Here is a 13,652-nt window from a genome sequence, read left to right on the forward strand (position 1 = left end):
CTGTGTCTCTTCTCTCGTGTTCGTTCTTCATGCGCCGCCGGCGCTTGTCCACGATGTGGCATGGATGAGCCGGCGGCAGCGGGGGATTCCGTCAGGTGATGCGACGGATGCTCTCCGCGATTTCATCATGATCGAACACGTTGAGCCAGTCGTCGCGCAACAGGCGCGGCAGGCCGTTCTGGATGGCCTTGTTGCAGGCGTCCGAAAACGCGCCCGGGATTTCCTTGAAAATCACCGCGCCCAGGATGTTCATGTGGCCCAGCAGGAAGTCGCGCGCGGCTTCCTCCGGCACGCCGCGGCGCACGGTCTCGTCCATGGCCTGCTTCATCGCGTACAGCAGCGTGGCGCAGACGGTCTCCGACAGGCCCGGCTCCAGGATCGCCATCTGCTCCACCGTCAGGCGGTAGCTGCGCAGGATGGGCTGGTAGATCACCTTGGCCACATCTTCGCCGAGGTCGAAGGCCGACTCCGGCCCCTGCATCAGCGCGCTGGTGATCGACTGCTTGGCCGCGCCGCCGCCGAAGAAATCGCGGCGGCCTTCCTGCGTGGTCTCGTCGTTGAAGATCGGCGGATGGCAGGGGTGGGCCACGAAGTAGACCAGGTCCGGCCGGTCCGGCAGGTGGCCGGCGAAGGGCGCGGCCGCGTCCAGCGTCATCACCATCACGCCGGCGCGCAGCTTGGGCGAGATCTCGGCGGCGATCTTGCCGATCAGGGTGTCGGGCACCGCCAGGATGACGACGTCGACATTGTCCAGCGCGGCGTCGATGCTCACGCAGTCGATGCCGACTTCATCCTTCAGGCGCTTCTGGCCGACTTCGCTCACCTCGACGTGGGCGACCTGGTAATCCGACTTCTTCAGGTTCTTGGCCAGGCGCACGCCCATCTTGCCGCCGGCGCCGAACAACGCGATTTTTTCTTTCATGATCTTTCTCCGTTCAAGACAACACTGCATGTATCCCCGCGGGCAGGCCGCCCGCGGGCTTGTTCCCGCTTGTTCCCGCTTGTTCCCTATTCCGCCACCACCCTGCCCTGCAGCTCGGCGGCTTCTTCCTTCGCGCCGGCGCCGATGGCGAAGATCACCACGGCCGACACCAGCATCAGCGCGCCGACCACGAACATCGGCGCCTGGTAGGAGCCGGTCGCGTCCTTGATGGCGCCGGTGATGAACGGCGCCATGAAGCCGGCGGCGTTGCCCACGGTATTGATCAGCGCGATGCCGGCGGCCGCGGCGGCGCCCGAGAGGAAGCGCGCCGGGATCGACCAGAAGGTCGGCAAGGCCGAGAAGATGGCGCAGGCGGTCACGGTGATGGCCAGCACGGTGGCCGCCGGGGTCTGCATGTACAGCGCGGCCGGGATGCTGACCGCGCCCAGCAGCGCCGGCAGGCCGACGTGCCAGCTGCGCACGCCGCGGCGGGTGGCGTCGCGGCTCCACAGGAACAGCGCGACGGCGGCCGGGGCGTAAGGAATGGCGGTGATCAGGCCCTTCTGGAACACGTTGAATTTGGCGCCGAACTGGCTCTCGAAACCGCCGATGATGGTCGGCAGGAAGAAGGCCAGCGCGTACAGGCCGTAGATCAGGCCGAAGTAGACCAGCGCCAGCATCCAGACGCGGCCGTTCTTCAGGGCGGCGGCGGCGTGCGGCACATGCCGGACTTCCTTGCTGTTGTGCTCGGCCTGCAGCGCCGCGGTCAGCCACTTGCGCTCGGCCTCGTCGAGCCACTTGGCCTCGGACGGCTTGTCGGCCAGGTAGAACCAGGCGATCACGCCCACCAGGATGGCCGGCAGGGCGACGCCGGCGAACATCACGCGCCAGCCTTCCAGGCCGAACAGACCGTGCGCCTCGATCAGCAGGGCCGCCACCGGCGCGCCGATGACGATGGTCAGCGGCTGGGCCAGGTAGAACAGCGCCAGGATGTGGCTGCGGTGCCGCGCCGGCACCCACATGCTCAGGTAGAGGATGGCGCCGGGGAAGAAGCCGGCCTCGGCCACGCCCAGCAGGAAGCGCAGCGCATACAGCCCCTCCACGCTGCTGACCCAGGTAAACAGCAGCGCCACGATGCCCCAGGTGACCATGATGCGCGCCAGCCAGCGGCGCGCGCCGTACTTGTGCAGGGCCAGGTTGCTGGGGATTTCCAGCAGCACGTAGCCGATGAAGAACACGCCCGCGGCGAAGCCGAACTGGGCCGCGGTCAGGGCCAGGTCCTTGGTCATGCCGTTGGGGCCGGCGAACGAGATCGCGGTGCGGTCGAGGAAATTGATGAAGAACATCAGGCCGACGAAAGGCACGAGCCTCATCGCGACCTTGCGGATGGCCGATTTCTCGACCGCGCTGGTGGTTTGCATACTGTCTCCTGGCAGGTTGCGAGGCTGGTGCCCTTCAACAACAACCTCTTTTATGGTGTCGGTCCGCCAGGATCCGCGGGGGCTGCGAACGCCTGCGCTCGCCTGGCTGCCGTCTGTTGATTGTTCTGCTTTGGTATTGCCTTTGCCGCGCTTTGCGCTTGTTATTGGCCGGTTGCACTGGCGTTCCCTTACAAAAGCCGTGTTTTCGCAACTGGTATCATCACTATACCAGTTTACTTTTTCATCGATGGTTTAATTTTTTGCATGCGAGAGATGAGCGTTGCGTGCGATGCCGGAAGGAAACAACGGGAAAGCCACCCGGTCGACCGGTGACGCGAAACCGGCCCGCCGAAGCGCGCACAGTCAGGGCCTGTGCGGCAATGACAAGTCCCGAACCGTCCGAAAAGCCGAGGCCTGAAGCGGGCTCAGCCCGGCGCGCCCCGCCCGCCGAAACGCTCCTGCAGCAACTGCACGAACGAGCGCGCCGCCGGCGACAGCTCGCCGCCCTTGCGCGTGACGATGCCAATGGTCTGCGACACCGACGTCAGCGTCACCGGCAGGATGCGCAGCACGCCGCTGTCGACGAACATCCTGGCCACGCTGGTGGGCAGGATGGCCACGGTGTCGCTGGCCTGGCGCAGCACGGCCACGGTGACGAAGGTCGAGGCGGTGGAGATGGCGCCGGCCGGCAGGTCCAGCCCGGCCAGGTCGAACTCGCGCTCCAGCACCGCGCGCAGCGGCATGTGGCTGGGATAGGTGACCCAGCGGTAGCCCTGCAGGTCGGCCAGGCTGACCGATCTGCTGCGCAGGCGCGGATGCTCGCTCGAGACCACCACCGACAGCGGCTCGTCGGACAGCGGCTGATAGTGATACTTGGCGGGGTTGTCGGACACGCTGGAGCGTCCCACCAGCAGGTCGATGTGACCGTCGTCCAGCAGGCCCAGCATGTGCACGCTGGTGTCCTCGATGATGTCGATGGACAGCTCGGGATGCGTCTTGTGCAGCGCGTTCACGGCCGGCACCACCAGCTCCGGCACCGCCCCCATCACCGCGCCGACGGCCAGCCTGCCGCCGCGGCCCGAGCGTATCTGCGCCATCTCCTCGCACAGGGCGCCGAGGTCGGTGGCCATCAGGCGCGCATAGCGGATCACGCAATGGCCGAACTGGTTGGGGATCAGCCCGGCCCGGGTGCGTTCGAACAGCTGCGCGTCCAGCACCGCCTCCAGCTCGGCCAGCGACTTGCTGGCGGCCGACTGTGTCATGGCCAGGGCGTTGGACGCCTTGTGCAGAGACTTGTGGTCGTCCAGCGCGATCAGCAGCTGGAGCTGCTTCATGCGCAGGCGCGACAGGAGGCTGTTGAGGTTCTGCAGGCTGGAGGCGGGTTTCATGGCGTCGGAAGCGGTCTGGAACGGGCTGGAACGGGCAAGATCGGTGAGTCGTAAAAGCGATCACATGATGGAAAGTCTTCACTATACAGCCCCCGCCGCCGGACGTATATTCATCGCCATCCGGAACCATGCGCGCTGCGCTGGAAGCCGGCCGGTTCCATTCCAAACACAAGCGGAGACACCATGAGCACCCCTATCTACCGCGGCGTATTCCCCGTCGCCCCGACCATCTTCGACCAGAACGGCAACCTCGACCTGGAAGGCCAGAAGCGCGCCATCGACTTCATGATCGACGCCGGCTCCAACGGCATCTGCATCCTGGCCAACTTCTCCGAGCAGTTCGTGCTCTCCGACGAAGAGCGCACCCAGGTGCAGAACACCGTGCTGGAACACGTGGCCGGCCGCATCCCGGTGATCGTCACCACCACCCACTACGGCAGCCAGATCTGCGCCGAGCGCAGCCGCGCCGCGCAGGATGCGGGCGCGGCCATGGTGATGGTGATGCCGCCGTACCACGGCGCCACCTTCCGCGTGTCCGAAAAGCAGATCTACGAGTTCTACGACCGCGTCTCGGCCGCCATCGACATCCCCATCATGATCCAGGACGCGCCGGTGGCCGGCACGCCGCTGTCGGCGCCCTTCCTGGCGAAGATGGCCAAGGAGATCGAGAACGTCTCCTACTTCAAGATCGAGACCGCCGGCGCCGCCTCCAAGCTGCGCGACCTGATCGAGCTGGGCGGCGACGCCGTGGTCGGCCCGTGGGACGGCGAAGAAGCAATCACCCTGATCCCCGACTTCGACGCCGGCGCCACCGGCGCCATGACCGGCGGCGGCTACCCGGACGGCATCCGCAAGATCGTCGACGCCTACTTCGCCGGCGACACCGAGAAGGCCGCCGAGCTGTACATGAACTGGCTGCCGCTGATCAACTACGAAAACCGCCAGTGCGGCCTGGCCGCCTGCAAGGCGCTGATGGTCGAAGGCGGCGTGATCAAGTCCGACATGCTGCGCCATCCGCAGCCGGCGATGCACCCGAAGGTGCGCGAGGGCCTGCTGCGCGTGGCGCGCCGCCTCAATCCGCTGGTGCTGACCTGGGGCAAATAAGTCCGCGGCGCAGTCGCGCGGCAAAAGAGAACGGGAGCCTGTGGCTCCCGTTTTTCATTGCGCCTCAGCGCAGGCGCGCCGGACTCAGTGCGGCCGCGTCGACGCCGAAGCGGGCGATATGCGGCGGCACCGGTTCTGCGCGTACCAGCGCGGCGTAAGCCTCGCCGGCGGCGGGCGCGGACTGGATGCCGTAGCCGCCCTGCCCGGCCGCCCAGAAGAAACCGGGCAGCTGCGCATCGTAGCCGCCGACGAAGCTGCCATCCGCCACGAACGAGCGCAGCCCCGCCCACACATGGGACGGACGGCGGATCTCCAGCGAAGTCCAGGTCTGGATGTGGTCGATCGCGATGGCGATGTCGAGCTCCTCGGCCTGCACGTCGTGCGGCGCGACCGGGTCGGCGTTGGCCGGCGAACCGAGCAGCAGGCCGGCATCGGGCTTGACGTAAAAGGACTCATCCACCCGCATGAACATCGGCCAGCGGTCGCTGTCGCTGCCGGCCGGCGCGGCAAAGGTGAAGGCCGAGCGGCGCTTGGGCACCAGGCCGATGGGCGCGGCGCCGGCCAGCCGGCCGATCTCGTCGGCCCAGGCGCCGGCGGCGTTGACGATGACCGGCGCACGCAACTCGCCCTGGCTGGTATCGATGCACCACAAGTCATCCGCAGCATCCCGCGTGATCCCCAGCACCTCGGCGTCGCACAGCACGCGCGCACCGGCCGCACGCGCGCCGCGCAGGAATCCCTGGTGCAAGGCATGCACGTCGATGTCGCTGGCGTCTTCTTCATAGACCGCGCCGACGATCTCGTCCGGCTTCAGCACCGGCACCATCGCGCAGGTCTGCGCGGCATCCAGACGCTGCACTTTATCGGAAACAGAACGCACCAGCGCCTCGTGCGCATCCAGTTCGTCCTGCTGATCGGGGGTGGCGAAGAACAGCGCGCCGCGCGGCGTGAGCAGGGGATGGTCGGTAAAGCCGGCCGGCGGCTGGTCGAAAAAGGCGCGGCTGGCGCAGGTCAGCGCGCGCACCTGCGGCGGGCCGTAGCTTTCCATGTACAGCGCGGCCGAGCGGCCGGTGCTGTGGTAGCCGGGCTGGGATTCGCGCTCGACCAGCAGCACGCTGCCGTGGCGCGCCAGCCAGTAGGCGATGGACGCGCCGGCGATGCCGGCGCCGATGATCAGGTAATCCGCGGTGCGGTGTTCGGTGTGTGTGCTCATGTCAGGTTCCCGAGGCTAGACGCCCATGTAGCGTCCCGGCCGGTGGTTCAATGCGATCAGCAGGTTGATGGTGGCCACGCCCAGCACCGATGCCGCCACCCTTTGCGGCTCGACCACCAGCAAGGCGGCCAGCACGATGGCGACGTCGGTCGCCATCAATACCCAGCCGGCGCGCCAGCCGCAACGCTGCTGCAGGTACAGCGCCACGACATTGATGCCGCCCAGGCTGGTGCGGTGCCGGAACAGCGCGATGAAGCCCATGCCCATCACCAGCCCGCCGATGACGGCAATGTAGAAGGGATTGATGCCAGCCAGGCCTTGTCCGCCGGCGCCGTGCAACAGGCGCGTGTGCAACTCGGCGAACGCCGAAATAAGCAGCACGCCGATGAAGGTGCGCAGGGTGAAGTTCCAGCCCATACGCGCCATCGAGAGCCAGTAGAACGGCAGGTTGATGACGAAGAACACCAGCCCGAATTTCCAGCCCTGCGCATACGACAACAGGAACGAGATGCCGGCGGTGCCGCCGGTGAGGATGCCGGCCTGCCTGTACAACGCCAGCCCGAAGGAAATCAGCAGCGTGCCGGACAGCACCGCGACCACATCGTCGATGCGCGAATGCGGCACCGATGCCGTGACTTGCGCGCTCGCGTTCATGAGAAACGATTCCAGCGGTAAGGCGCGCAATCGATGGCCGGCGCACGCCCGGCGACCAGGTCGCACACGATCTGCGCGCAACCGCCGGCCATGGTCCAGCCCATGGCGCCGTGGCCGCAGTTGAGCACCAAGTTGGCGTGGCGGCTGGCGCCAAGCACCGGGATGCCGTCCGGCGTCATCGGCCGCTGGCCGATCCAGCGTTGCGGCCGGCAATGCGTCAGTTGCGGATAGATGCGGCGGGCGAAGGACTCCAGCGCGGCGAAGCGTTTCTCGCCCAGCGCCTCGCTGCCGCGCGGGCCGATGTCGGCAAAACCGGTGAAGCGCACCACGCCGCGGCCGAAACCGGCCCAGGCGATCTTGTCGGCCAGCGACACCGCCCCCACGGCCGGCTCGAAATCCTCTTCATGGTGGAAAGTGATCGAATAACCGGTGACCGGATAGATCGGCAAGTCATAGCCCAGCGGCTTGAGCAAAGACGCCGAGGCCAGGCCGGCCGCCATCACCACGGTGTCGGCCTTGACCACGCCCACGCTGTGCTGCAGTTCGACACCGGCGATGCGGTCGCCCTTGACCAGCAGGCGCTGCACCGGGGCATTGAAGTGAAAATGCACGCCCAGCGCCTGCGCGCGTTGCAAGGCAGCGGCCGTGTATTCGCGGGCGTTGCCGGTGCCGTCGTTGGGGCAATACACGCCTTGCTCGAAGCGCTGGCCGGCCTGTTGCAGCAGCGGCTCGATCTGCGCCAGGCCGGCGGCATCGACCTGCCGCACCGGCTCGCCGGCTGAGGCCAGCATGTCTTTCTCGATCGCCCGCGGCGACTGGCCCTGTTGATAAAGATAGAGAATGCCGCGTGCCGCGCCGCCATACAGTGCGGGCGCAACGCCGTTACCGCGCGCGGCGGCGAAATGCACGTCGCGCGAATACGCCGACAGCGCCAGCGCGGCGCGCGAATCGCGCTCCCACTGCGCGGCTGAACTATGGCGCCAGAATTGCCAGCCCCAGCGCCACAAGGACGGACTCATCGGGCGCGTCACGCCCAGACCGTCGGCCTTGCCGAACAGGCTCTTGACGAACACGCCCAGCGCGCCGGGCTCGGCCCAGCTGAAGCAATGCCCCGGCGAGATCAGGCCGGCGTTGGCGAAGCTGGCCCCCTGAGCCGCTTCCGACGCCGCCTCGTACACCTCCACGCGATGGCCGGCCTCGGCCAGCGCCAGCGCGGTGGAAACGCCGACCACGCCGGCGCCGATCACGATCACATGCTGTGCCGCAGGCGCGGCTTCGGCCGGCCTCGCGGCCGACAAATCTGCACGCTTCATCTCAGGCATCCGTGATTCGTTGTTCCCTCAGACGGCGGCGACGACCGCCACTTCCACGTCCAGGCCCGGCAGCATCAGCAAGGCTTGCACGCAGGCGCGCGCGGGCGCGTGGCCGGACGGGATCCACTGGTCCCACACGGCATTGAAGGCGCCGAAATGGTCGGGGCTGGAGAGCCACACATTGGCGCTGACGATCTGCTCGCGCGCGATGCCTTGTGCTTTCAGTTGCGCATCGACCTTGGCCAGCACTTCTTCGGTCTGCTGGGTGATGGACGCGCCGGCGTTGTCCGGCACCTGGCCGGAGACGAAGGCGAAGCCGTTGGCCACCACCAGTTGGCTCATGCGGGTATTGGTATTGAAGCGTTGGATCTGGGTCATGAAATTCTCTGCAATGAAAATGAATTGAAAACGAAATGCGATGCCGCTTGCCTCAGACCGCCGGCCCGCCGGCCGATGCCTGCCCTTGCGCGCCCTCGCCGGGAGCTGCGGTGACGATGGACTTGAGCGGCGCGTTGACGCTCCTGAGCTTGTCCAGGTCTGGACGCGGGCGGCGCAGCTGCGCGCTGCCGGCGAAGGCGCTCTCCAGCGCGGCGGCGCAGGCCAGCACATGGGCGTCGGCACGGAAGGCGCCGGTCACCTGCAGGCCGAAGGGCATGCCGCGATGGTCGCTGCCGCAGGGCAGCGAGATCGACGGGTTGGTCGCCAGCGTCACCACGTAGGTCAGCGCCAGCCAGCGGTAGTAGTTCTGCAGCGCCACGCCGTTGACTTCCTTCAGGTACAGCTCGCTCCAGGGGAAGGGCGAGACCGGCGTGGTCGGCGACAGGATCAGGTCGTAGCGCTCGTAGAGCTGCTGGAAGCGGCGGAAGATGCGGGTCTGCTCGCCGGCGGCCCAGGCGCTGTCGGCCAGCGTCATGGCCGCGCCCATCTCGTAGTTGGCGCGGGTGTTGGGGCCCAGCGAGGACGGGTCGCGCCGGTAGGCGGCCTCGAAACCGGCCACGAAGCTCTCGGCGCGGATCACGTCGAAGCAGCGGTGGGCCTCGCCCATGTCGATCTCGACCGGCTCGCACACAGCCACCATGGCGCCGATGGCGGCCATCTTGTCGCGGAACACCTGGCGGATGCCGTCGTCGACCTCGCACACGCCGAAGTCTTCGGTGTAGCCGATGCGCAGGCGCGAGAGATCGACCTCGGGAAGTGCTGCGAACGGATCCTCGCCCAGCGGATAGCTCAACGGATCGGTCATGTGCATGCCGGCGGTGGCGCGCAGCTGCAGCACGGTGTCGGCGACGTCGCGCCCCATCGGGCCGACCACCGAGATCGGCGTCCAGCCGAGCAGCTTGCGCTCGCTGGGCACCAGGCCCGGGGACGGGCGGAAACCCACCACGCCGCACTTGGCCGCAGGAATGCGCAGCGAGCCGCCGGTGTCCGAGCCCGAGCACAGCGGCAGCAGGTCGGCCGCCAGCGCGGCGGCCGAGCCGCCTGACGAACCGCCGGCGTTGAGCATCGGATTGAACGGATTGCCGGTGGCGCCCCACACCACGTTGCGGCTGTTGGCGCCGGCGCCCATCTCGGGCACGTTGGTCTTGCCGGCGACGATGGCGCCGGCCGCGCGCAGTCGCGCCACCAGGGCGTTGTCGCGCGCCGGCACGTTGTTGCGGTAAATGGCCGAGCCGTAGGTGGTCAGCAGGCCCGCGGTTTCTTCCAGGTCCTTGATGCCGATCGGCAGGCCGTGCAGCAGGCCCAGCGGCTTGCCGTCCACCACCGCCTGCTCGGCCGCCTTCGCCTCGTCGCGGGCGCGCTCGAAGCAGGTCGCCGTCACCGCGTTGATGTGCGGATTGATGTCTTCGATGCGGGCGATGCAGGCATCGAGCAGTTCGACCGGGGAGAGCTGCTTGCCGCCGATCAGCCGGCGCAGTTCGACTGCGCTTTTTTCAACGATAGTGTCTTGCATGAAATCCTCGTGATTGAAGTCAGGCCGGCTGCACTTGCACCGACGTCTTTTGGGTGCGGATGAACAGGCTCACCAGCACCGAGAACACCGCCGCGCCGATCAGGAAACCGAACGCGTAGTCGTAGCTGGCGAAGGCGCTGACCAGGAAGCCGATCACCAGCGGCGAGATGAAGCCCGCCACCTGCCCGCCCAGGTTGACCATGCCCACGCCGCTGCCGATCAGGCTGGCCTGCAGCATCTTGGTGGGCAAGGCGATACAGGTGGCCAGCACGAAGGACTTGAAGAAATAGGCCAGGCACTGGTAGGCGATCACGCCGCCCACGCTTTGCGCGGTGTACATGCAATAGACGAAGACCGCGGTCAGCACCGAGCTGGCGATCAGCAGCACGCGCTCGCGGCCGTCGAAGAAGCGCACCATCACCCAGCCGCCGATGGCCGTCGAGATGCCGGCCATGATGTAGGGCAGCGGCAGCAGCATGCCGACCGACTTCAGGTTCAGGCCGCGCACGGTCATCAGGTAGGTCGGCATCCAGGAGTCCAGGCCCTTGTTGATGATGGACAGGCCGAACCACACCGCCACGATCTGCCACATCAGCGGCATCTTCATCAGGTCGGCGAAGGCCTTCTTGTTGATGGCGCGGTTCCCGTCGCCGGCCACCTTGGCCGGGCGCACGCAGAACCAGTACACCAGCGCGAACACCAGGCCGGCGATGCCGATGTAGTGGAACACGTTGCGCCAGCCGAACTGCAGGATCATCGGCGCGATGATCAGCGGCGCCAGCATGCTGCCGATATAGTTGGAGGACATCAGCAGCGACGACATCTTGGGCCGCTCGTCCTTGTCGAAGGTCTCGGCCACGCCCTTGACGCTGGCCGCCGGGAACGCGCCCTCGCCGATGCCGAAGATGAAGCGGATCACCACCAGGCTGGTGATGGACCAGGCCATGCCGGTCACGCCGGTGAATACCGACCACAGCAGGATGGAGATCACGATCACCGGGCGCGAGCCGTAGCGGTCGGCCAGCCAGCCGCCCGGCAACTGCAGCAGCGAATAGCCGAGGAAGAAGCTCGACAGCAGGATGCCCAGGTCGGACGGCTTGAGCTGGAATTCGCTGGCGATGTGGGTGGCGGCGAAGGTGATCGCCGCGCGGTCGATGTAGGAGACGCACCAGCCCAGGTACAGCAGGACCAGCACCATGTATTTGTATTTGCTCGTATGCAACGCAGCGTTCATGACGAATCCCTTGCTTGACGAAACGATGCCGCCCCGGATCCGTCCGGCAGCGGGCGCCTTCCCCGGCCTGTTGCGCAGGCGAGCCGGGAAGTTCGCCTGTGCCGCAACATGGATTCATCCTAAGCCCGCGCATGGTTTGCCACAAGAACAAGTTTTCGAATAATCGATTGCCGAAACGGCAAACCATTCCTACAATGCCCCTATGTCCTCCATCCATACCCGCGTGCTGCAGGAAACCGCCGTGCGCTACTTCCTCGAAGTGGTGCGGCGCGGCTCCATCACCGAGGCCGCGGCCACGCTCAACGTCGCCTCTTCGGCCATCAGCCGCCAGATCGCGCGGCTGGAGGACGAGCTCGACACCCAGCTGTTCGACCGCGTCTCGCGCGGCATGAAGCCCAACGCCGCCGGCGAGCTGCTGGCCGCGCACGCGCTGCGCATGCAGCTGGAGGCCGAGCGCATCGGCAACGAGCTGGCGGCGCTGAAGGGATTGCGGCGCGGCGAGGTGAAGCTGGCCTGCACCGAGGGCTTCGCGCTGGAATTCGTCCCCAGCGCCATCGAGCAGTTCCGCCGCCAGCACGGGGGCATCCGCTTCCAGCTGTCGGTGGGCAATGCGGTGCATGTGGCGCAGCAGATCCGCGAAGGCGCGGTCGACCTCGGGCTGACCTTCACCATGGCGCCCGATCCCGACATCAAGGTGGAGTTCGCGCAGAACGCGCCCATCCTGGCGGTGATGCGGCCCGACCACGAACTGGCGCACCGCAAGCAGGTGGTGCTGTCCGAACTGGTGGCCTATCCGCTGGCCATGCCGCAGAAGAACATCACCATGCGGCGCCTGATCGACGCCTGCTGCAGCCGCCGCAACATCCTGCTGGAACCGGTGCTGGCGGCCGACTCCATCAGCGCGCTGCTGTGCTTCGTGATGGCCGGCAACGGCATCGGCTTCTCCGCCGGGCTGCCGATCCGCAAGCTGGTGCAGGCCGGCCAGCTGGCGGCGCTGCCGATCAAGGACAAGGACATGAACACCCTGCAGCTGGAGATCCAGTCGCTGACCGGGCGCACCCTGCCGCAGGCGGCGCGCGCCTTCCTCAACGCGCTGACCACGCGCGCGATGGAAGACTACTGAGCTGCGCCGGACGGCCTCCGGCGGCGGGCGGCGAACTGTGTCATCCTGCGTGTTTTCGATTTTTCGTCAGACACAGGAGCCCGCCTTGAGCCATTTCCGTCCCGTCGAACTGCACCATGCCAGCCGCCTGATCAACCACGGCCCCACCGTGCTGGTGACCGCCGCCCACGGCGCACGCCGCAACATCATGGCGGCCGCCTGGTCGATGCCGGTCGAGTTCACGCCGCCGCGCATCGCGGTGGTGATCGACAAGAGCACCTTCACGCGCGAACTGATCACCGGCGGCGGCGGCTTCGGCATCATCGTCCCGGGCGCCGCGCTGATGGACCTGACCTATACGGTGGGCAGCAGCAGCGGACGCGAGTCCGACAAGTTCGAGCACTTCGGCATCGCCTCCGGCAACGGCCCGGTGCTGGGCATGCCGACGCTGGAGCAAGGCTGCGCGGCCTGGCTGGAATGCCGCTGGATTCCGGAGTCGCACAGCGAGAGCGCCTACGACACCTTCTTCGGCGAGGTGCTCTCGGCCGCCGCCGATGCGCGCATCTTTGCCGACGGCCACTGGAACTTCACGCCCGACAACGCCGACCTGCATACCCTGCATCACCTGGGCGCGGGTAAGTTCGTGACGGCGTCCAACCAGGTGCAGGCGCAGGAGCTGGCGGGCAAGCGCTGAGGCCGGATCGCATTCTTGCAAAGGCTTGCGAAGGCTTGCGCAGCCTTGCAACGCCAAAGTCAGGCATAGACGCAAAAACACCGCCGTCATCCTGACGAAAGTCAGGATCCAGTGTCGTTCGTCGGACATCGCTGCGCGACAAAAGACACTGGATCCCGGCCTGCGCCGGGATGACGGCGGATGAGTTTGACGCCGGAATGACGGCGGTGGAGTGATACTCCGCTGCCTTGGCGGGATGGCGCTACGCTCGAAGTGTCTAGGGCATACAGACGACGATACGTCCGCCCACCAAACAAACTGCCCAATACTGGCCACCACCGCATCAAAGTCAGGCATAGACGTAAAAACACCGCCGTCATCCTGACGAAAGTCAGGATCCAGCGTCGTTCGTCGTGCATCGCTGCGCGACAAAAGACACTGGATCCCGGCCTGCGCCGGGATGACGGCGGATGAGTTTGACGCCGGAATGACGGCGGTGGAGTGGTACTCCGCTGCCCTGGCGGGATGGCGCTACGCTCGAAGCGCGTCTAGGGCATACAGACGACGATACGTCCGCCCATCAAACAAACTGCCCAATACTGGCCACCACCGCATTGCGCACCGACCCGCTCACCACGAAGTCATGCGCGGCCTGGATGTCGTTGTGGAACCAGCGG

12 protein-coding genes are annotated in these 13,652 nt (G+C 66.8%); 3 read left to right on the forward strand and 9 right to left on the reverse strand.

The window, feature by feature from the left end; translation table 11 throughout:
- Positions 1-91: 91 nt before the first annotated feature.
- From CEJ42_RS23545 to CEJ42_RS23555, 3 genes are all read right to left on the reverse strand, one after another.
- Positions 92-922 (reverse strand): phosphogluconate dehydrogenase C-terminal domain-containing protein, encoded by an 831-nt coding sequence (locus tag CEJ42_RS23545; protein WP_079215889.1) that lies wholly within the window; start codon positions 920-922, stop codon positions 92-94.
- An 86-nt stretch (positions 923-1,008) separates the two neighbouring features.
- Positions 1,009-2,343, reverse strand: coding sequence for an MFS transporter (locus CEJ42_RS23550; RefSeq protein WP_079215890.1), 1,335 nt, complete (start codon positions 2,341-2,343; stop codon positions 1,009-1,011).
- Positions 2,344-2,768: 425 nt separating this feature from the next.
- Positions 2,769-3,731 (reverse strand): LysR family transcriptional regulator, encoded by a 963-nt coding sequence (locus tag CEJ42_RS23555; protein ID WP_079215891.1) that lies wholly within the window; start codon positions 3,729-3,731, stop codon positions 2,769-2,771.
- 183 nt (positions 3,732-3,914) lie between these two features.
- On the opposite strand from CEJ42_RS23555, the gene CEJ42_RS23560 reads away from it, so the two are divergent.
- Positions 3,915-4,835, forward strand: coding sequence for a dihydrodipicolinate synthase family protein (locus CEJ42_RS23560; RefSeq protein WP_079215892.1), 921 nt, complete (start codon positions 3,915-3,917; stop codon positions 4,833-4,835).
- A 64-nt stretch (positions 4,836-4,899) separates the two neighbouring features.
- On the opposite strand, the gene CEJ42_RS23565 is transcribed toward CEJ42_RS23560, so the two are convergent.
- The 6 genes from CEJ42_RS23565 to CEJ42_RS23590 are packed head-to-tail and all read right to left on the reverse strand — an operon-like array spanning position 4,900 to position 11,200.
- Positions 4,900-6,048 carry an NAD(P)/FAD-dependent oxidoreductase gene (locus tag CEJ42_RS23565; RefSeq protein WP_088752742.1) on the reverse strand — a complete coding sequence of 383 codons (1,149 nt, stop codon included), beginning with the start codon at positions 6,046-6,048 and terminating at the stop codon, positions 4,900-4,902.
- Between the two features lie 15 nt (positions 6,049-6,063).
- Positions 6,064-6,702, reverse strand: coding sequence for a YitT family protein (locus tag CEJ42_RS23570; protein WP_088752743.1), 639 nt, complete (start codon positions 6,700-6,702; stop codon positions 6,064-6,066).
- Positions 6,699-8,015, reverse strand: a complete 1,317-nt coding sequence (locus CEJ42_RS23575) for an FAD-dependent oxidoreductase (protein WP_165774496.1) — start codon at positions 8,013-8,015, stop codon at positions 6,699-6,701. The genes CEJ42_RS23570 and CEJ42_RS23575 overlap by 4 nt, the downstream gene beginning before the upstream one ends.
- 27 nt (positions 8,016-8,042) lie before the next feature.
- Positions 8,043-8,393, reverse strand: coding sequence for a RidA family protein (locus CEJ42_RS23580; protein ID WP_088752745.1), 351 nt, complete (start codon positions 8,391-8,393; stop codon positions 8,043-8,045).
- 52 nt (positions 8,394-8,445) lie between these two features.
- Positions 8,446-9,966, reverse strand: coding sequence for an amidase (locus CEJ42_RS23585; RefSeq protein ID WP_088752746.1), 1,521 nt, complete (start codon positions 9,964-9,966; stop codon positions 8,446-8,448).
- 19 nt (positions 9,967-9,985) lie between these two features.
- The gene (locus tag CEJ42_RS23590; protein WP_079215898.1) at positions 9,986-11,200 is read right to left on the reverse strand and encodes an MFS transporter; all 1,215 of its coding nucleotides are present in this window, start codon (positions 11,198-11,200) and stop codon (positions 9,986-9,988) included.
- Positions 11,201-11,402: 202 nt separating this feature from the next.
- Here CEJ42_RS23590 and CEJ42_RS23595 point away from each other — a divergent pair, with 202 nt between their 5' ends.
- Together CEJ42_RS23595 and CEJ42_RS23600 are read left to right on the forward strand one after the other, a co-directional pair.
- Entirely contained in the window at positions 11,403-12,323 is a 921-nt protein-coding gene (locus tag CEJ42_RS23595) for a LysR family transcriptional regulator (protein ID WP_079215899.1), read from the forward strand.
- An 85-nt stretch (positions 12,324-12,408) separates the two neighbouring features.
- Positions 12,409-12,996 carry a flavin reductase family protein gene (locus CEJ42_RS23600; RefSeq protein ID WP_079215900.1) on the forward strand — a complete coding sequence of 196 codons (588 nt, stop codon included), beginning with the start codon at positions 12,409-12,411 and terminating at the stop codon, positions 12,994-12,996.
- Positions 12,997-13,652: the final 656 nt, after the last annotated feature.

The organism is Herbaspirillum robiniae, assembly GCF_002213415.1.
Lineage (GTDB): Bacteria > Pseudomonadota > Gammaproteobacteria > Burkholderiales > Burkholderiaceae_D > Herbaspirillum > Herbaspirillum robiniae.